At 48.7% G+C, this 18,518-nt stretch carries 17 protein-coding genes; 12 read left to right on the top strand and 5 right to left on the bottom strand.

The features are described 5' to 3' along the window. Window positions 1-213: 213 nt before the first annotated feature. Window positions 214-888: a RadC family protein gene (gene radC, locus ACRJJO_RS20100; RefSeq protein ID WP_431067367.1), complete on the bottom strand. Its 675-nt coding sequence runs from the start codon at window positions 886-888 to the stop codon at window positions 214-216. A 268-nt stretch (window positions 889-1,156) separates the two neighbouring features. Between radC and ACRJJO_RS20095 the strand changes: the two genes are divergently transcribed. From ACRJJO_RS20095 to argB, 5 genes are read left to right on the top strand one after another with little or no spacing between them, the layout of a single operon-like run. Beyond that, window positions 1,157-1,336 carry a hypothetical protein gene (locus ACRJJO_RS20095; protein WP_431067366.1) on the top strand — a complete coding sequence of 60 codons (180 nt, stop codon included), beginning with the start codon at window positions 1,157-1,159 and terminating at the stop codon, window positions 1,334-1,336. Continuing rightward, window positions 1,323-2,540, top strand: a complete 1,218-nt coding sequence (gene coaBC, locus ACRJJO_RS20090; RefSeq protein WP_431067365.1) for a bifunctional phosphopantothenoylcysteine decarboxylase/phosphopantothenate--cysteine ligase CoaBC — start codon at window positions 1,323-1,325, stop codon at window positions 2,538-2,540. Before ACRJJO_RS20095 ends, coaBC begins: the two co-directional genes overlap by 14 nt. Beyond that, on the top strand, window positions 2,509-2,964 hold the full coding sequence (dut, locus tag ACRJJO_RS20085; protein WP_341327087.1) for a dUTP diphosphatase: 456 nt from the start codon (window positions 2,509-2,511) through the stop codon (window positions 2,962-2,964). The genes coaBC and dut overlap by 32 nt, the downstream gene beginning before the upstream one ends. An 18-nt stretch (window positions 2,965-2,982) precedes the next feature. Next, window positions 2,983-5,529: a phosphomannomutase/phosphoglucomutase gene (locus ACRJJO_RS20080; RefSeq protein WP_431067364.1), complete on the top strand. Its 2,547-nt coding sequence runs from the start codon at window positions 2,983-2,985 to the stop codon at window positions 5,527-5,529. A gap of 18 nt (window positions 5,530-5,547) precedes the next feature. Continuing rightward, window positions 5,548-6,444, top strand: a complete 897-nt coding sequence (gene argB / locus ACRJJO_RS20075) for an acetylglutamate kinase (protein ID WP_431067363.1) — start codon at window positions 5,548-5,550, stop codon at window positions 6,442-6,444. Here argB and ACRJJO_RS20070 read toward each other — a convergent pair. The 4 genes from ACRJJO_RS20070 to proC form a co-directional block, all read right to left on the bottom strand. Further along, a complete protein-coding gene (locus ACRJJO_RS20070; protein WP_431067362.1) occupies window positions 6,424-7,431 on the bottom strand; it encodes a DUF4124 domain-containing protein in 1,008 nt (335 codons plus the stop codon). The genes argB and ACRJJO_RS20070 overlap by 21 nt on opposite strands. A 364-nt stretch (window positions 7,432-7,795) precedes the next feature. Beyond that, window positions 7,796-7,948: a DUF167 family protein gene (locus tag ACRJJO_RS20065; protein WP_431067361.1), complete on the bottom strand. Its 153-nt coding sequence runs from the start codon at window positions 7,946-7,948 to the stop codon at window positions 7,796-7,798. Between the two features lie 38 nt (window positions 7,949-7,986). Beyond that, entirely contained in the window at window positions 7,987-8,562 is a 576-nt protein-coding gene (locus tag ACRJJO_RS20060) for a YggT family protein (RefSeq protein ID WP_431067360.1), read from the bottom strand. Then, on the bottom strand, window positions 8,562-9,389 hold the full coding sequence (gene proC, locus ACRJJO_RS20055; protein WP_431067359.1) for a pyrroline-5-carboxylate reductase: 828 nt from the start codon (window positions 9,387-9,389) through the stop codon (window positions 8,562-8,564). Before proC ends, ACRJJO_RS20060 begins: the two co-directional genes overlap by 1 nt. A 178-nt stretch (window positions 9,390-9,567) precedes the next feature. Here proC and ACRJJO_RS20050 point away from each other — a divergent pair, with 178 nt between their 5' ends. From ACRJJO_RS20050 to ACRJJO_RS20020, 7 genes are all read left to right on the top strand, one after another. Then, window positions 9,568-10,560 (top strand): spore photoproduct lyase family protein, encoded by a 993-nt coding sequence (locus ACRJJO_RS20050; protein WP_431067358.1) that lies wholly within the window; start codon window positions 9,568-9,570, stop codon window positions 10,558-10,560. Then, window positions 10,548-11,264, top strand: coding sequence for an SDR family oxidoreductase (locus ACRJJO_RS20045; protein ID WP_431067357.1), 717 nt, complete (start codon window positions 10,548-10,550; stop codon window positions 11,262-11,264). Before ACRJJO_RS20050 ends, ACRJJO_RS20045 begins: the two co-directional genes overlap by 13 nt. 315 nt (window positions 11,265-11,579) lie before the next feature. Then, window positions 11,580-12,116, top strand: a complete 537-nt coding sequence (locus ACRJJO_RS20040) for a disulfide bond formation protein B (protein WP_431067356.1) — start codon at window positions 11,580-11,582, stop codon at window positions 12,114-12,116. A gap of 283 nt (window positions 12,117-12,399) precedes the next feature. Beyond that, complete coding sequence (locus ACRJJO_RS20035) at window positions 12,400-13,197, top strand: class I SAM-dependent methyltransferase (protein ID WP_431067355.1); 798 nt, start codon at window positions 12,400-12,402, stop codon at window positions 13,195-13,197. A 364-nt stretch (window positions 13,198-13,561) separates the two neighbouring features. Continuing rightward, window positions 13,562-15,754 (top strand): primosomal protein N', encoded by a 2,193-nt coding sequence (locus ACRJJO_RS20030; RefSeq protein WP_431067354.1) that lies wholly within the window; start codon window positions 13,562-13,564, stop codon window positions 15,752-15,754. A 130-nt stretch (window positions 15,755-15,884) separates the two neighbouring features. Beyond that, window positions 15,885-17,645: an arginine--tRNA ligase gene (argS, locus tag ACRJJO_RS20025; RefSeq protein ID WP_431067353.1), complete on the top strand. Its 1,761-nt coding sequence runs from the start codon at window positions 15,885-15,887 to the stop codon at window positions 17,643-17,645. 1 nt (window position 17,646) lies between these two features. Continuing rightward, complete coding sequence (locus ACRJJO_RS20020) at window positions 17,647-18,237, top strand: SPOR domain-containing protein (protein WP_431067352.1); 591 nt, start codon at window positions 17,647-17,649, stop codon at window positions 18,235-18,237. Window positions 18,238-18,518: the final 281 nt, after the last annotated feature.

The raw sequence follows: 18,518 nt of genomic DNA, 5'->3' as shown, positions 1-18,518 counted from the left end.
CATGGCTTATTTAGGTGCTGGATGAATTATCCAAGATAGTTAACCATAGCCAATGAGCTATGGAATTTAGGTGCTGGGTGAATACGTCCATGTAGGCTCGACGGCGGCTTTCCCTGCCGCCGACGCCTGTCGATCGAGCAACCGCACCCTCTCCGGAACCGGCATTGTGTTGCATATCGAAAAATTAGATAAAGAACCTAAATCTACTAACTTTCACAGTAAACCATGCTCGGCAAACGAGTAGGGTAAGCCGTCACCGATGATAAAATGATCGAGAACCCGAATGTCGAATAAAGCCAACGCTTGCTTGAGTTTGTCGGTTATGTGGCGGTCGGCTTGACTGGGTTCACTGATTCCGGAGGGATGATTGTGTGCGAAGATAACGGCGGCTGCGTTGTGCTGTAAAGCGGCTTTGGCTACTTCTCTAGGATATACCGAGGCGCTATCTATCGTACCTCGGAACAATTCTTCGAGCCTTAAAACACGATGTTGATTATCGAGAAACAAGCAAGCGAACACCTCATAACTGTATCCTCTTAATTGCGCGCTGAGATAAGCTCGGGTAATGTCGGGGCTAGTCAAGGCGTCACCGCGTTGTAGAATTTCACAAAAATGCCTTCTAGCCATTTCTAAAACGGCTTGCATCTGCGCGTATTTGGCGGGGCCTAAGCCGACACTTTGACAAAAGCGTTGCAGGTCGGCATCGAGCAGCGCTTTTAAAGAACCGAAGTCGTTCAGTAATTCTCTGGCTAAATCGACAGCCGATTTTCCAGGCGTTCCGGTGCGCAGAAATATTGCGAGTAATTCCGCGTCGGTAAGCGCGTTTGAGCCTTTTTGTAATAATTTTTCCCGGGGTCGTTCATCCGCCGGCCAATCTTTGATTGCCATTGATTACCCAAGTTAGGTCAAAAATATCAAGCGTAGAAGAAATTTACTATACTTGCCATAATTATACTTCGCGCGGTCACATTTGCGTTCTTCTGACGCGCTCTTTTGTCCGGTAGCTGTGTTGCGAAAACAGTTATATAGCTTGCTATGCGCCTGTTTTCGCGCCTTGCTACCGAACAAAATAGCATTGCCATAAAAGCCGCAAATGTGACCGCGCGAAGTATATCCAATTTAATTTTTTAACGGTACAACTATTAATAATAAGAACATGCGTAAAATAACTTCTACAAGCATTAAGCATTGTGGTGGTTCGGTGACTCGCTTGAAAGGACGCCGTGAACACGTCCGTGTAGGCTTGATGGCGGTTATTCCTGTCGCCGACCCCCGTCAATCGAGCCATGGCCTCCCTTTCCAACAGTTGTCGAAGTTATTTCATGCTCGTTCCTAAGCGGATATTAATGGCGGTTTGCGGCGGAATCGCGGCCTATAAGTCTGCAGAACTCATCCGGCTCTTGAGAAAACAAGGGTGCGAAGTCAGAGTAGTGATGACCCGGTCGGCGGTGGCCTTTATTACGCCGTTGACTTTGCAAGCCCTATCCGGAAATCCTGTGCATATTGATTTGCTGGACTGTGATCAAGAGCACGCGATGGGACACATCAGCTTGGCGCGCTGGGCCGATTGCATCGTGATTGCTCCGGCGACCGCAAATATGATCGCTAAATTGAGTCATGGCTTGGCCGACGATTTAGTCTCTACGTTGGTTTTGGCCGCCGAATGTCCTCTTCATTTGGCGCCGGCAATGAATCGTGTCATGTGGCATAAAGCCGTTACTCAGGAAAATATAGAGCGCTTAGTCAGCCAGGGAGCGCAAGTCATCGGTCCGGAAGTCGGCAGCCAAGCTTGCGGCGAAACGGGTCTCGGACGTATGTCCGAGCCGGAAGCGATCATGCAGTGTTTAATGATAAATACTGCGCAAGGGGTTTTACAGAGTAAAAAGATTTTGATTACAGCCGGCCCTACACGGGAACCTCTCGACCCGGTTCGCTATATTACCAATCGCAGTTCCGGAAAAATGGCTTATGCGCTTGCCCAAGCAGCCTTGGCAATGGGGGCTGAAGTCACTCTGGTGAGTGGGCCGGTCGCATTATCAGCACCCGATGGTGCTCGCCTGATAAGGGTTGAAACCGCCGCGCAAATGCATGAAGCGGTCATGGCGAGCGTTCAATCAGCCGATATTTTTATCGCGGCGGCGGCAGTCGCCGATTATAGTCCGGTTAGTGTTAATGATAAAAAAATAAAAAAACAAAATGACGAAGTCGTCATTTTATTACGTAAAACTCGTGATATTTTAGCCGATGTTTCGTGGTTAACGCATAACAGACCTTATACGGTTGGTTTTGCCGCCGAAACGCACGATTTGGAGCGATATGCTCAAGACAAGTTAATTCGAAAGAATTTGGATATGGTCGCGGCCAATTGGGTTGGTAAAGATAAGGGTGGGTTCGAAAGCGATCTGAATGCCCTGTCGGTCTTCTGGCACGGTGGCGGCGTAGATTTGGCCATGACCGATAAAAATCAACTCGCACGGCAGTTAATGAGCTTAATCGCAGAGAAAATTAATGAAAAAAATACAATTAAAAATTCTGGATGAACGATTGGGTAAGGATATTCCTCTGCCTGAATACGCAACCACCGGTTCGGCCGGTTTGGATTTGAGGGCCTGTTTGAGCGAATCGGTAGAGTTGAAGCCCGGCGACAGTATCTTGATTCCCACCGGCATTGCGATTCATATTGCCGATAATACTATGGCGGCAGTCATCCTGCCTCGCTCGGGATTAGGACATAAACATGGAATCGTTTTGGGTAATCTCGTGGGATTGATCGATTCGGATTATCAGGGACAGATTTTCGTGTCCTGTTGGAATCGTGGGCAGACCGCATTTACCGTTAATGTCGGCGAAAGAATCGCACAAATGATTTTCGTGCCTGTCGTACAGGCGCAGTTCGAGTTGGTCGACGCGTTTGATGAAAGTGCTCGGGGCGAAGGCGGTTTCGGACATACCGGGCGACATTAAATTGATAGGGGACATTTGATGGAGCGTATATTCTTACCGCTGGCGATCATTGCGGTATTTTTGGTGCTATTGACTGGAGCGGGCATTTATTGGGCTAATAACTCCAGCATCAAGGAAGCTAAGCATGATTCAGCGATGGCCCTGGCCGCAGGTACTGCTTTAGGTATTTCAAAACAAATCGAGCAATTGGCTGGCTCAATTGACAAAATGGCCCGAGATCCGGCCGTAATAGAGGCAGTGGAAAATAGAGACAGGGACCGGATTCGATCGTTAGAAGCGCAATTGGAAAAATATTTGCCGGGTGCATTAAAGATCAGATTATTGCTACCTGGCATAAACGATCTGGATACCGAGCATGTCCCGCACATGGGCTTTGCCGATTTGGACATGGTTAAAGAAACCTTTAGCGGGAATCCTAAGCCGTTGATTCAAGGGGAGGGCGCTAACCGGCATCTTGCGATAACAGCCAGAGTTGAAGAAGGCGGCCGTGTGACGGGTGTTATATTGGCTAGTTTGAGTTATGACTTTATTAATAACAGCATTAAGCCGAGCTCTATCAGCAATCAATTGATTCAACTGAGGCAGGGTGACTTCGAATTGGCAGCAGTTGGAAACCGAGCGCTTATCGGCGATGCTGCTAGCGTGCAAGTGCCTGTTGCTCACACGGTATGGCAAGTTCATGTTTGGTATCAGATAGAGGGGAGCTCTTCGGATATAGGGGTGATTGCGGCAATTATGTCAATAGCGGTGCTGTTGGTTTGTCTTGCGTTTTTTGTCGGCTATCGAAAAAGTGCCAATATTTTAAGCCACGACCAAAGTATTGTTTTAAAAGCCGTCAAAGATCTAATGACCGGAAATGCGTATGGTAATTATCCGGTCAATTTGAGTGAAATGAGTGTCATTATTTCCACGTTGGTTCAATTCAAACGAGTATTGGATCATCAAGGGGACGATGTCGTCGCGCTTAATGATGAAAGCGAAGCCGATTTTGACGGATTTTTTGAAGAATCCGATTTTGCGATTGAAGAAATTGTTGAAAACGCTAAAGCAGACGAAGCCGAAACCGAAACCAGTCCGGTCTCAATGCCGGATGTCGATTGGGATATGCCGTTACCAGAAGCGAAACCAACTCAGGTTCCCGAGCAAACAAAATCATCTCCTTTATCAAACGAAACGGCACCGTTGCAGGGGGGGAGCGGTGAAGTATTTAGAGCCTATGATATACGAGGCGTGGTCGGCAAAACACTGACAACCGAACTGGCTTATGATATTGGCCGCGCATTTGGTACGGAAGTGAGAAAGGCGGATTGTAAAATTGTCGTGGTCGGGCGTGATGGGCGCCATTCCAGTCCTGAGTTGGCGGACGCCGTTATCAATGGCATTGTGTCGACAGGGCGGGATATACTCGATTTGGGCATGGTGCCGACACCTATCCTGTATTTCGTTACGCAACATACCGAAGGGCGGACCGGGCTGATGATTACCGGGAGTCATAACCCGGCGGAATACAACGGCATGAAAATGGTGATTAAAGGTGAAACCTTGGCTGGACAGCGTGTTGCGATGCTTAAAAACATCATCGATAAACAGGACTATGCCGTTGAGGTGGGCGGGACAGTCGATCAGAACAGCATGTTTGTAAATGAATACATCGGTATTGTCGCCGAAGATGTACATTTGGTCAGGCCGATGAAAATTGTATTGGATTGCGGTAACGGCGTGGCCGGCGATATTGCACCGATACTTTTTAAGACGCTGGGTTGCGAAGTCGTCGAATTGTTTTGCGATGTCGATGGTAGTTTTCCCAATCACCATCCGGACCCGAGCGTCCCGGAAAATTTGGAAGACTTAATTGCTGCGGTACAACATTATGAAGCGGACATCGGCATCGCTTTCGACGGTGATGGCGACCGTCTTGGGGTGGTCGATTCAAACGGCAAAATTATATGGCCGGACCGGCTGATGATGCTCTTTGCCAAGGATGTCTTAGCAAGAAAGCCCGGTGCGCAGATTGTTTACGATGTCAAATGCTCTAGGCATTTGGCCGAGCAGATCGCCAAATACGGCGGCCGCGCCTTAATGTGGAAAACCGGTCACTCTTATATGAAGGCAAAAGTTAAAGAAACCGGGGCTAAATTAGCTGGAGAGATGAGCGGGCATATCTTTTTTAATGATCGATGGTACGGGTTTGATGACGCGTTGTATTCAGGGGCGCGTCTAATTGAGATTTTGTCATCGGATGCCAGAACCAGTGCCGAAATTTTTGCCGAGTTTCCGGAAAGCCTCAATACACCGGAATTGCTCGTCTCAATGAAAGAGGGCGAAAATTTTGATTTTATTGAAAAGTTATTTGCCAAGGCCGATTTCAAAGATGGAAAAATTACCAACATCGATGGATTACGGGTCGATTTTTCCGATGGTTGGGGGCTAGTTAGAGCCTCGAATACCACACCGTCATTAGTGGTCCGCTTCGAAGCCGATAGCGAGCAAGCGATGCGCCGAATTCAAGAGGAGTTCAGGACATTGATGACGAATATCGAGCCAAAGCTAGTTTTACCTTTTTAATCTACGGATAAAGAATATATGAAAAACAAAGCCGCGCATCAGATTGCGCATGTACTGATCGAAGCCTTACCCTATATTCGCCGTTTTAAAGATAAAACGGTCGTCGTCAAATACGGCGGCAATGCGATGATCGATGAATCGCTAAAAAACAGTTTTGCTCAAGATATTGTTATGATGAAGCTGGTCGGCTTAAATCCCATCGTCGTGCATGGCGGCGGCCCTCAAATAGGGGACCTACTGAAGCGACTCGGAAAAACCACGGAGTTTATTGACGGCATGCGCGTGACTGACAGCGAAACGATGGATGTTGTTGAAATGGTATTGGGCGGTTTGGTGAACAAAGAGATCGTTAATCTGATAAACCGGCATGGCGGCAAAGCGGTTGGCTTGACCGGTAAGGACGGCGACTTTATTCGCGCCAATAAAATCAAAATGAAAAAAAATGCGATCGAAGTGCAAGAGCCTGAAATTATAGATTTAGGTCATGTTGGAGAGGTAAGTAGTATCGATCCGGCAGTACTGTCGATGTTGAATCACAGTGATTTTATTCCAGTGATTGCTCCGATCGGCGTCGGCGACGATGGGCATTCCTATAATATCAATGCCGATTTGGTCGCCGGTAAGGTTGCAGAAGTCTTGAAAGCCGAAAAATTGATTTTGTTGACCAATACCGCAGGCATTCTCGATAAACAACAAAATTTGTTGACCGGCCTTTCGCTAAAGGATGTTGACGACTTTATTGCGGACGGTACGATTTCCGGCGGTATGATACCGAAAACCCGCTGTGCAACCGATGCGCTGAAAGGGGGGGTGTCGAGCGTTCATATCATCGACGGGCGCGTCGAGCATGCAGTATTGTTGGAGTTGTTTACCGATCAAGGCGTAGGGACCTTATTATTCAGCCGACCGAGATAAGGCGTCGTTAATATAAGGCCTAAACGCGGACCGGATATCGCTGACCCGTTGACTCGCACATAATTCGCGGCCTAGTGAAGAGTCCCTACAGCGAATATCGAGAAAAAGTTGATAGTCGACATCGCTAATCGCGATTTTCGATAACGATAAGCTCAAATCGGAATCTTTAGACGGCGAGCGGGTCATGATCAACTTGTCGGTGTCGATATCCGGGCCGGTCGTTGAATGAAAAGTGACGAAAGCTCGAGCAATTTCCCACGCCTGGTTACATTGATGATCGTTCTCGCAATAAAACAAGCCAAGTTCGTTGGCTTCCTTAATGCTAGGAATCTTATGTTGTTTCGGTTGCGTATCGGTTCTTGATTGAGTCAAAAATAAATAGCGCTCGACGTCGGCATCGTCTTCTTTTTTTACTTGGTTCAGCGTTTCTATTTGTCGACTGATCGCTATTTCGGTTTGCTGAATTTGCTCTCGCGTCGAGCGGATATCTTTCAATAACGATTCGGGAACGCGTTGAGCGTTTCTTTCGAATGCGGCAGCCTTTCTTTGTTGCCCGGACAGCTGACTCTTGAGCCGGTTTAAGTTACCTTCCGTTGCTTTGATTTGGGCTTCCATGGTGCGAGTCTTATTTTTAATCGACAACAATAAATCGTCTATGTTGCGGAAAGTGCTAAGTAAGACCTTGTCGTAGTTTTGTTGTTTTTGAATGATTTTTTCCTGCGCCTCGCGAAGCTCGTTAAGTCTTTGTTCTAGTTCTAGTTCTTCTTTAGTTTTGGCTTTTTCAATGACATCGATTACTCGGCCTCGTTGGTTTAAGGCTTCGCGGCGGTGCTTGGCATGTTCCGGAGGGACTTGGTCGGAAAAATAAGTATTGCCTTGGTCGTCAACCCAGCGATACATTTTTTTTGCATGGATCTCGGGGGCATGACAAAGAAGCAGTGTAACTGCGGCAATGCTAAGGTATTTTCGTAGTAAGGCAATCGGCATAGGCGGCTACAGCAACAGCTGATCAAAAGGAAAATAAGACGATTTTTATAATAATATGCCTGGATGGCATGGTTTTTTTCTATGCAAGGCGCAAAAAGAGCATTAAGCGAAGCTACGTAAGCATTTTGAGCGCGGTTGATAGGCAAAAAGATTAGACATACATTATTATATTTTCGCCGGAAATCGACTAAGTATATAACGTAAGCGAATTGGATGCAGCGATGAGTCGATGTTAATGATTCTTGGAGTCACTTTCGGAAGGCTTTCCAATGAGTTCTAACGTTTTCGATAGTGCCCGAAATTTTTTCGGCGCGGTTATCGAAATTCGTTTATCACGTCCGGTTTAGCCTGATAACAGTTTGCATTACGATTTATTAATTCCAAACTCTTTGGCGAGAAACCCGATCAAGTAGGCATTGGCTTTGCCTTCAACTGGCGGCGCCTTGATTCTCAGCTTCAGGCGCTCGCCATGTAGTCCCGACCATTCGTCCCGGCTGGCTTTAGGCTGAATATGCAAGCTTAGGATTAACAGGTCATGTTGCCAACAAAACCAGCTCAACCAATCAGGCCGGCTAATTGATGCAAAGGCGGCAAAATGACCATTTTAGCCAACTGCAATAACACCAGCGCAGCCAGCGGCGATAAATCGACACCGCCGATATCGGGGATGAATTTACGGCAAGTATCGAGCAGCGGCTCGGTCAAACTATGTAATATCGACGAGGCAGCATCGAAAGCGCCGGGATTGACCCAACTTAGAATCGCCCGGGCAAATATCGAAAAAATGAAGATATTAAACAGCAACGAAACCAGTTGCGTAAACGATAAAACAATCAATGCGCTAACGCTGATCATGATACCTTTCAAAATCAAGATCGAAAAATCGGCCAGCATCTGCAAAGCCATGACCAAAACCAGCGACGACGTATCGATTTGACCTATCGGCGGAATGAAGCGGCGCATGACTCGAAGCGGCGGGTGCGTTATCTTGATCAAAAACTGCGAGATTGGATTATAGTATTCGGCATCACACCACTGCAGCAGGAAGCGCAGCATGACGGCAAGGATATATAACGAAAATACCGTATCGATCAAAAAAATGACCGGATTGGACATATAGTTCGAATCCATCATTGTTCTCCCAATTGTTTGGACATCTCGATCGAGCGGTCATGCGCGGCTTGAATGGCCTTGGCGACCAAATCTCGAAGGCCTCCTTGTTCAAAAGCTTCGATCGCTTGTTCGGTGGTGCCGCCAGGCGAAGAGACCCGTTTACGCAATTGTTCGGGGGACTCGTTTGATTCGAGCGCGATTTTTGCGGCGCCGAGCGCGGTTTGTTGAATCAGCAAGCGGGCCGTATGTTCCGGCATGCCCATTGACAATGCAGCTTGTTCCATCGCTTCCATCAGTAAAAAGTAATAGGCCGGGCCGCTGCCAGATACCGCTGTAACCGCATCGAGTTCCGATTCTTTATCGACCCACAACGCAACGCCGACCGAGCGTAGAATATTTTCAGCCAAGTCGCGCTGTTCGTCGTCGACATTCGCATTGGCGTGTAAACCGGTTGCGCCGGTCAACACCAAGGACGGGGTATTTGGCATGCAGCGCACGACAGCGACTTCGGCGCCCAGCCAGCGGCTCAGGCTCTCTTGAGTGATGCCGGCGGCGATCGAAACGACCAACGGGCGCTTTTTCCGTATGATAGCCGCGCAGTTTTCCGCGACTTCACGTAGTACCTGTGGCTTGATTGCCAGCACGACGACGTCGACTTCTTCGATGACGGCTTCATTGGCAACGGAAATATTAATATTTAAATTGTTTGCTAGGGTTTTAAGGACGTCTTGATTGACATCCGAGACCCATATTTGAGATGGCGAGTGACCGCTGGCAATCAAACCCGTGATAAGACTGGAGGCCATATTGCCGCCTCCGATAAATCCGATTTTTTTCGTTTTCATAATGTTGGGATATGGTTTAAAAGGTTACGTTATTTTAATCCGATATGGGGATTGTGTCAGAAATCGCAAGGCCTGGGTAGAGTTTGTTCATATCTTAAGGAGTTGGGTATTTTCATAGAAAAGGAGGGCATGTATAGAAGCGCTGACATGACTTTATGGTTTGCGTTAAACTTTATTAATGATACAAACCCTCTATATCGAAGAAGCGATTCGTAAGCACCCGCGAGTCGAACAAATATGTGCCCGGTTTCCAAAAGCGCAAATAATCGGCTGCGCACGATTCGGCGAAGTATTTAATCCGAAGGCGCAAAACTTCCGCTTACAAAAACAGCAACCGGCACTAATTTTGGCTGAAAAGTATCGGCGGTTTGTATTGGAAGCCCCGGCCGGCTACGGCATAGGCACCGGAAAAAATTATTATTTTTCGCACATGCTCAACTGTCTGTATGATTGCCGCTATTGTTTTTTACAGGGCATGTATCAGTCGGCTCACTATGTTTTGTTTGTCAATTACGAGGATTTCCAGATTGAGATCAAGCAAATTTGCGCGGAAAAACAGGATGAGCGGCTCTATTTTTTTTCGGGTTACGATTGCGACAGCTTGGCGTTGGAACCGGTTACCGGTTTTGTCGAAGAGTTTCTTCCGGTCTTTGCCGGCCTGGACAATGCTTGGTTAGAGTTGAGAACAAAAAGTACACAGGTTAGGAGTCTATTAGAGCGAGAACCTTTAGTGCGCTGCATCGTCGCCTTCAGTTTATCGCCGGAAGCGATTGCGGCCAAGGTTGAGTCAGGTGCTCCGTCCGTGGCAAAACGGATCGATGCGATGGCCAAATTACAAGCACATGGTTGGCCGTTGGGTTTACGTTTCGATCCGTTGATCTATACCGACGATTTTCGGCTGCATTACCGGCAATTGTTCGAACAGGTTTTCAAGCGCATCGATCCGGAGAACTTGCATTCGGTTAGCTTAGGCGTTTTTCGATTGCCGGAGAGCAATTTCAAAAAAATGCATAAACTGTATCCAGAAGAAAAACTTTTCGCGGGACCATTGAGCAATCAGCAGGGCATGGTGTCTTATCGCCAGGATTTAGAACAGGAGATGATGGGCTTTTGTAGCGAGCAGTTATTGACCTACATATCTGCGGATAAGTTTTTTCCATGCCGTTTGTGAACAGAACGATTCTGGTGACTGGCGCCAGTTCCGGAATCGGACGAGCGGTGGCTAGAAAATTATTGAGCGAAGGTCATCATGTGCTTGGCGTGTCGCGCGATGCCGATCGTTTTCAAACGTCGATGCCGAATTTTACGGCGGTGCAAATGGATTTGAGTCATTTGACGGGTTTGGCAGATCAAGCGACCCAGTTGAGCAAGGATTATCCTGAAATCGATGCCGCGGTTTTTTGTGCCGGTGCGGGCCGTTTCGGTTCGTTGGAAGAGTTTTCGTTTGCCGCGATCGAAGCATTGATGACGGTTAATTTTACCGGGCAGGCGTTTGTAACGCGCGCATTATTACCGGGTTTGAAAAAACAAGCGCGGGGCGATTTGATTTTTATCGGCTCGGAAGCGGCGCTCAAGGGGAGCCGCAAAGGCGCGGTATACTGCGCGAGTAAATTCGCGGTGCGCGGATTTACTCAGGCGCTACGCGAGGAATGTTCGAAAAGCCGTGTTAGGATTGCGCTGATTAATCCAGGCATGGTTAATACGCCGTTTTTCGAGACCTTGTCCTTCGAGCCCGGCGGCGAGGCCGGACAAGTTATCGAGCCTGAAGATGTTGCCGATGCGGTGATTTATATTCTGCATTCGAATGCTAACATCGTAGTCGATGAAATTAACTTAAGCCCGCTGAATAAAGTGGTTAAATTCAAAAAATCGTGAATGGTTCGTTAATTGACTTCCGCAGGGAAGGACAAGATTTTTGCGTTCCTCGGTGGGAATCTATGCCGAATAGACTTCCAGTAGCGTAGGGGTCGCACCGCGCACCTTTACGGGGCTGGGCGTCGGAAAATTTCGGGTTTTGATGGTGTCATGCGGCAATGACTTCCTGTATCCATAAGTCGATGCTCGCCTGGAAAAAAACTCCGAGCCTCTGTGCGAGATTAAAAATCATTTCCACTCCACGATCGTCAGCTCCATAGGTATAATCCATTTATCTCAATAAAATTTTGTCACAATGAACAAGGCATCAAGATTATGATTCATGACTTATTCTTGCAAGCCGCATCGCGGCCGCGCATTTGGTTTTTTCTGGGCGCCGCCGGCTGTGCGTTTTTATTGGCGATGGGTGCGTATTTTCAGTTCGTCGATGGTCTCGAGCCTTGTCCGTTATGTATCTCTCAACGGATCGCGATTGCGGCGACCGGCGTTGCGTTCTTAATCGCGGCGATACATAACCCGACCGGAGTCGGCAGAAAAGTTTATGCAGTCATCGGTGCTATTGTGGCATTGATAGGCGCGTCGATTTCGATACGTCATATCTGGATACAAAATTTGCCGCCCGACCAAGTGCCTGAATGCGGGCCTGGCTTGGAGTATGTCTTCGAAAATTTTCCGTTGACCGAAACGATCAAAATGATGCTTAGCGGAACCGGAGAATGCGCCGAAATCGATTGGAGTCTGTTCGGCATCAGCATGCCGGGCTGGACGTTGGTTGCCTTTTTGATGCTAGCGGCCTGGAGTCTCGTGCAGTTTTGGCAGTGGCGGATAATTTCAGTGAGCAGTGAGCAGTGAGCAGTGAGCGGTGAGCGGAAAATGGTAAACGAATGGGCTTCGATTATGTGATTTTGCGGGCCGATAAGCCTGAAGCGTTGATTTAGGATTAGGTTGTAAATAACTTCCCTATTTTATGGAGAGTTCGGTTGCTCGATTGGCAGGTGTCGGCGGCAGGGAAAGCCGCCGTCAAGCCTACACGGACGTATTCACGGCGTCCTGTCAAGCGAGTTACCGAACCCTCAACAAAGCTCATAGCTCCAGGACCTTATTTATCAAGAAATCATTAGATGGGAATAGTGTAATGAATAAAATGATGGTATTACTCAGCTTGGTTTTTTGCGTCGCTTCGGCGACCGCCGAAACGTCGGCGATGAGGCAAGCAATCGACGGTGCGCATCGTTCGGCCGAAAACAAAGCCCGTGATGCTTACCGTCATCCCGAACAGACCTTGTCGTTTTTTGATGTCGACGAATCGATGACGGTTGTCGAAATCTGGCCGGGCGCAGGTTGGTATACCGAAATTTTGGCGCCTTATCTAAAAAATAAAGGCAAGCTCTATGCTGCGCATTTTTCAAAAGACGCAAAAGTTCCCTATTTTCAAAAGACCTTACAGGCTTTTGTCGATAAAATGCGGCAACAGCCCGAGGTTTACGGCAAGGTAGAATTGACCGTTTTGCAACCGCCCGAAGCTGTAGAGATAGCGCCTGAAGGTTCGGTCGATCGCGTGCTGACCTTCCGGAACGTGCATAACTGGATCAAGGCCGGTCAAGCCGACGCGATATTCGCTGCGATGTACAAAGCGCTGAAACCGGGGGGAGTTCTCGGTGTCGTGGAACATAGGAGCCTGCCGGGCGCCGCGATCGAAACACAAGTGCAATCGGGCTATGTCGACGAGAGCCATGTTATCGAATTGGCCGAAAAAGCCGGATTCAAACTGCTGGACCGCTCCGAAATCAATGCCAATCCAAAAGACGCTAAGGGTCATCCGGCTGGCGTCTGGACTTTGCCGCCTACACTACGTTTGAACGAGAAGGACAGAGCCAAGTATTTAACAATCGGCGAAAGCGACCGTATGACGTTGAAGTTTGTCAAGCCGTGAAATTAAAGGTTTTCAATGTTTATACACAATCCCGAAAATTAATCAACCGAGCTCTCGGCGGTATTGCTAATGCCATGCTTTATTAGCAAGCCATTGATATGTTAAGAATTAACAAGCCGGTTAATGATTGGTCAAATCTAAAAAATCGAATAAAAACCGTTGTTCAGGACAATTATTAACGGGATATGCACAGAGATATCCACAGATTATGTGGATATCTTTAATAAATTCTTAAATCATATTTGTTCTCATCCCCCTATCATCCCCAGGCTCTGCGTGGGAACGATAATTGCCGAAAGACTGAATAGTTACCTTAAATCACATGGCAATAACAAACGAAATGGTTCGGTGAGTGCGAAACCATTTGTACATCCTCAAAGTTGCGATTCCGGTACCGGTTTATCGTTTGTTCGATTATTTGCCGCCGCTGGATCTCGATCCGAAAACCCTAAAACCGGGTATTAGACTAACAGTACCGTTCGGCAGAGGCCAAAAAACCGCTTTCTTGATTGGACTCGATTCAAACAGCGAAGTCCTTAGCGCTAAGCTCAAGCGGATTGAGGCCGTCTTAGATGAACGGCCTTTGTTGTCGGATCGTGACTTGAGTCTGTTGCATTGGGCCGCGCGTTATTATCATCATCCGTTGGGCGAGGTATTTAGTGCCGCTTTTCCCGTTGCTCTCAGGCAAGGTAAGCCGGCTACGATTAAAGCAGAAAAATTTTATGTATTGACCGAAAAAGGTCGCTTATTAAATCCTGAGCAACTCAGGCGCGCACCGAAACAACAACAGTTGTTATACCAATTACAAACGGAGCGAGACGCGGTACCGGCATCGCGCTTGAATGCGATTCTCGAAAATTGGCGACCGGCAGCCAAAGCGCTGCAAGACAAGCAATTACTCAGGTTAGAAGGGTCCGCCGCCAACGCCAAGACTCATTTGACATTAAATTCGCAGCTGCACCCGAATCCATTGCAGCAGGAAGCCATCGAACAAATCGTTAGTGCTTTGAGCTGCTTCGAAGTCTTTTTATTGGAAGGTGTGACCGGCAGCGGAAAGACCGAAGTCTATATGCAGGTGATCCGCTCGGTACTCGAACGTGGGCTGCAAGTGTTGGTTTTGTTGCCCGAAATTACGCTGACTCCGCAGTTAGAGCAGCGCTTCCGGCAGCGTTTTTCCGTGCCGATTACGATTTCGCACTCCAAGTTGACCGATACACAGCGTCAACAAGCCTGGCTCGGTATGCAGCGCGGCGATTATGCGATCATGCTCGGTACGCGCTCGGCATTATTCACGCCGCTGGCAAGACCGGGGGTGATCATTCTCGATGAGGAACATGACTCGTCATTCAAACAACAGGAAGGATTCCGGTTTTCGGCGCGCGATGTCGCAGTAGTGCGCGGCAAACTGCTTAATGTTCCTGTCTTGTTAGGTACGGCGACGCCGTCGTTGGAAAGCGTTTATAATGTCGAGCAAGGCCGCTACCGGTTATTACATTTGACCGAAAGGGCAGGGAATGCCGCTCCGCCTAAAATGTTGCTTTTGGATATTCGCAATAAACGCATGCAGGAAGGTTTGTCGGAGCCGTTAATCGCCGAAATGCATAAAACGCTGGCTAAAAATGAGCAGGTATTATTGTTCCTTAATCGGCGAGGGTTTGCCCCAACTTTGATCTGTCACGGTTGCGGTTGGGTAGCGCGTTGCCGGCGCTGCGAAGCGAATATGGTCGTGCATTACGACGAAGCTCTGTTGCGCTGCCACCATTGCGGTAGCGAACAGCGCTTGTTGCCGCAATGTCCCGAGTGTAAAACCGGTCAATTGACACCGCTTGGCCTCGGTACCGAGCGGGTCGAAAAAGCCCTAGCGCAACTGTTTCCGGGACGAAGCGTCATTCGCCTGGATCGTGATACCACTCAACGTAAAGGAGTGTTGGAAGACGCTCTCGATCGTATTAACCGGGGAGAGGTCGATATCGTTCTCGGTACACAGATGCTGGCGAAAGGTCATCATTTTCCGAATGTCACCTTGGTTGTGATGCTCGATGTCGACAGCGGCCTTTTCAGTATCGATTTCCATGCCTCGGAAAAACTGGCGCAAATGATCATACAGGTATCGGGCCGCGCCGGACGCGCGGAAAAACCCGGGCGGGTGATATTACAGACCCGAAAGCCCGACCATCCGTTGTTGACTACCTTGATTAAGGAAGGCTATGGCCGCTTCGCCCGTTCCGCACTCGTCGAGCGCCAACTGGCCGAGTTGCCCCCCTACAGTTATCAAGCTTTGTTGCGTGTCGAAGCCGCCGATTCCGACGTACCGTTGCAATTTTTCGAGCAGCTGACGCAAGCCATCGAAGCGAATCGAACGGTCCGGATGTTGGGTCCCGTGCCGGCGCCAATGTCCCGGCGCGCCGGTCGGTACCGCTATCAGTTGTTGCTACAAAGCGCGACTAGGCCCGAATTGCATTGTTTCCTGGATAAACTGATGCCGCTTATAGAGGGACTCAAATTAACCCGAAAAGTGCGTTGGTCGCTCGATGTCGATCCGGTGGATTTGTATTAACATCGTGGGCATGCCCAAATACGGTGAAAACGACCAAACCGGGAATTGCTGCAACATAAATCTGCATTGTATAAGCGGTTAACTTTCATGGATAATATCCAGTTGTTTTTCACCTAAATTCGCGGAAGTCATGAAACAAAAATTAGAGGCCCTAATCCTGCAAGCCATTGATGTCTTAAAAAAAGACGGAATCCTGGATGGGGGCGTAAGCCCTAAATTTACGATAGAACATGCCCGTGATGCACAGCATGGCGATTTTGCGACCAACATTGCAATGATGCTGGCAAAGCCCGCCAAGTCTAACCCCAGAGCGTTGGCCGAAAAAATCGTCGCGGCATTACCGGTCGATAGCGCCGTCGCTCGGGTTGAAATCGCTGGCCCCGGTTTCATTAATTTTTTCATTGACCCGAATGCGCAATATCAAATCATCCAAAAAATTCATGATGATGGCTCGCAATTCGGCTTAAGCCGCGCCGGTGCCGGACAAAGGGTTCAAGTCGAATTCGTTTCGGCCAATCCGACCGGGCCCTTGCATGTCGGTCACGGACGCGGGGCGGCCTATGGTTCGGTGGTTGCCGATCTATTGGAAGCGGCCGGTTTTGAAGTACACCGCGAATATTATGTCAACGATGCCGGCCGTCAGATGGATATTTTAGCGACCAGTATCTGGTTGCGTTATCTCGAAGAATGCGGCGAAATTATACCGTTTCCGGTCAATGGTTACCGCGGCGAATATATTCGCGAAATCGCGGCCGAGATTCATAAAGCCTCAGGCAACGAATATAGAAGACCGGCCGAATTGCTGATCGAGAATATTCCGGTCGACGAACCGCAAGGCGGAGATAAGGAAACGCATATCGATGCGTTGATCGAAAGAGCCAAGACCCTGTTGGGTTCAGGACTTTATCAGGACATCTTTCAAGTCGGCCTGAGAACGATCTTGCAGGATATTAAGGACGACCTCTCCGAGTTCGGCGTGAATTATCAAGAATGGTTTTCCGAACGCATGCTGATGGAGAGCGGTGCGGTCGACGAAGCGTTAAACCGTTTACAACAAGCCGGTTACCTTTACGAAAAAGACGGGGCAACCTGGTTTGCATCAAGCCGCTTAGGCGATGAAAAAGACCGCGTCGTCGTGCGTGAAAACGGTCAAGGCACCTATTTTGCCTCCGATATCGCCTATCATATGAACAAATTGCACCGGGGTTACGACCGCATTATCAACATTTGGGGGGCCGATCATCACGGTTACATCCCGCGGGTCAAGGCCGCGATGCAGGCGCTTGGCGCCGACGAGTCGAAATTGACGGTATTGTTGGTGCAATTCGCGGTGCTGTATCGTGGTGAAGAAAAAGTGCAAATGTCGACTCGTTCCGGCGAATTTGTGACCTTACGACAGTTGCGTAACGAAGTCGGTAAGGATGCCGCGCGTTTTTTCTATGTCATGCGCCGTTCGGAGCAACACATGGATTTCGACTTGAAACTTGCGACATCGCGAACCAACGAAAACCCGGTCTATTATGTGCAATACGCCTATGCTCGGATATGCAGTGTGTTTCGCCAGCTTGACGAAAAAAACTGGGCGCGCGACTTGCTAGACGGCATGAAGCATTTGGCGCTGCTGAAAGAGGAGCACGAGCTAAATTTAATCGGCACCTTGGCGCGTTATCCCGAAGTACTTGAGCGCTCTGCCTTAAACTACGAGCCGCACCAGTTGATTCATTATCTGCGCGACTTGGCGACCGATTTTCATACTTATTACAATGCCCATCAGTTTCTGGTCGAGGACTCGGCATTGAGGAATGCGCGGCTGAACTTGATCTCCGCCGCAAAACAAGTCATGGCCAATGGCTTGGAGTTGTTGAAGATCAATGCGCCTGAAGTGATGTAATATGGCAAGAGACTATAAACACAGGGGACAACACCGAACCCAGCCGAAACCGAAAGCCAGTGTCCCCGCAACCTGGTGGAATTGGCTGGTGCTTGTTCTCGTGATCGTGGTGTTTCCGGTGTTATTACTAAAATGGTGCGGGCCTACGCCGGATAATAAGACCCCGACTAAGCAAACGCTTCCTAAACAAGTCGCCGATCAAGCTAAAACACCAACAAAGACGAAATCGCCAAAGCCGGAAGCGATCGACGAGCCGCGTTTCGATTTTTATACGATATTACCGGAAAAAGAAGTCGTCGTGCCCGATTACGAGATCAAAACCCGAGTGCGCGAAGAGCGCGTCGGCAAGGCTAAGGCGACTCAATATCTGCTGCAGGCAGGCTCGTTCAGAGAGTTCGTCGATGCCGACCGCCTACGAGCTAAGTTGGCGCTAATGGGTATCGAATCCCGCGTCGAGAAAGCCCAAGTCGGCGATGTGATTTGGAACCGCGTAAAAATGGGGCCGTACGAGCAGATGTCGAGCGTCACGACCATTAAGAACCGGCTTAAGGAAAACGGCATCGATGTGATGGTGACCGAAATCAGTCATTGATTTGTGTGGGAGTAAATCGGGGATGGGCGACAGGGTTTCGCTTCCTAGCGATTGCCAAGGATGGCATGAACCCAGCACCTAAATTATACCTTTCGCACTTCAAATTTCGGCAGTGCCTAGACGCGCCGGGGTGCTCGGCTAAGGCTTTGCCAGCATGGAGCTGGCATAGAGCCTACATGGATGTATTCACGGCGTCCTTTGACGGGCACCCCGGTGCCGAATTTTGATCTACGATGATGATATGGACTCCTCTCACTGTGTTGGTGTCAAATAGCACCTTG

It is taken from the genome of Methylotuvimicrobium sp. (genome assembly GCF_050611805.1).
GTDB lineage: Bacteria > Pseudomonadota > Gammaproteobacteria > Methylococcales > Methylomonadaceae > Methylotuvimicrobium.
This window is presented reverse-complemented; position numbering and strand designations above follow the sequence as displayed.

Excerpts from the sequence above, each read along its gene's own strand:
- ACRJJO_RS20035 (WP_431067355.1), top strand. The coding sequence starts at position 12,400 with ATGAATAAAATGATGGTATTACTCAGCTTGGTTTTTTGCGTCGCTTCG.
- proC (WP_431067359.1), bottom strand. The coding sequence starts at position 9,389 with ATGAAAACGAAAAAAATCGGATTTATCGGAGGCGGCAATATGGCCTCC.
- ACRJJO_RS20080 (WP_431067364.1), top strand. The coding sequence starts at position 2,983 with ATGGAGCGTATATTCTTACCGCTGGCGATCATTGCGGTATTTTTGGTG.
- argS (WP_431067353.1), top strand. The coding sequence starts at position 15,885 with ATGAAACAAAAATTAGAGGCCCTAATCCTGCAAGCCATTGATGTCTTA.
- argB (WP_431067363.1), top strand. The coding sequence starts at position 5,548 with ATGAAAAACAAAGCCGCGCATCAGATTGCGCATGTACTGATCGAAGCC.
- radC (WP_431067367.1), bottom strand. The coding sequence starts at position 888 with ATGGCAATCAAAGATTGGCCGGCGGATGAACGACCCCGGGAAAAATTA.
- ACRJJO_RS20095 (WP_431067366.1), top strand. The coding sequence starts at position 1,157 with ATGCGTAAAATAACTTCTACAAGCATTAAGCATTGTGGTGGTTCGGTG.
- dut (WP_341327087.1), top strand. The coding sequence starts at position 2,509 with ATGAAAAAAATACAATTAAAAATTCTGGATGAACGATTGGGTAAGGAT.
- coaBC (WP_431067365.1), top strand. The coding sequence starts at position 1,323 with ATGCTCGTTCCTAAGCGGATATTAATGGCGGTTTGCGGCGGAATCGCG.
- ACRJJO_RS20050 (WP_431067358.1), top strand. The coding sequence starts at position 9,568 with ATGATACAAACCCTCTATATCGAAGAAGCGATTCGTAAGCACCCGCGA.
- ACRJJO_RS20060 (WP_431067360.1), bottom strand. The coding sequence starts at position 8,562 with ATGGATTCGAACTATATGTCCAATCCGGTCATTTTTTTGATCGATACG.
- ACRJJO_RS20020 (WP_431067352.1), top strand. The coding sequence starts at position 17,647 with ATGGCAAGAGACTATAAACACAGGGGACAACACCGAACCCAGCCGAAA.
- ACRJJO_RS20070 (WP_431067362.1), bottom strand. The coding sequence starts at position 7,431 with ATGCCGATTGCCTTACTACGAAAATACCTTAGCATTGCCGCAGTTACA.
- ACRJJO_RS20040 (WP_431067356.1), top strand. The coding sequence starts at position 11,580 with ATGATTCATGACTTATTCTTGCAAGCCGCATCGCGGCCGCGCATTTGG.
- ACRJJO_RS20045 (WP_431067357.1), top strand. The coding sequence starts at position 10,548 with ATGCCGTTTGTGAACAGAACGATTCTGGTGACTGGCGCCAGTTCCGGA.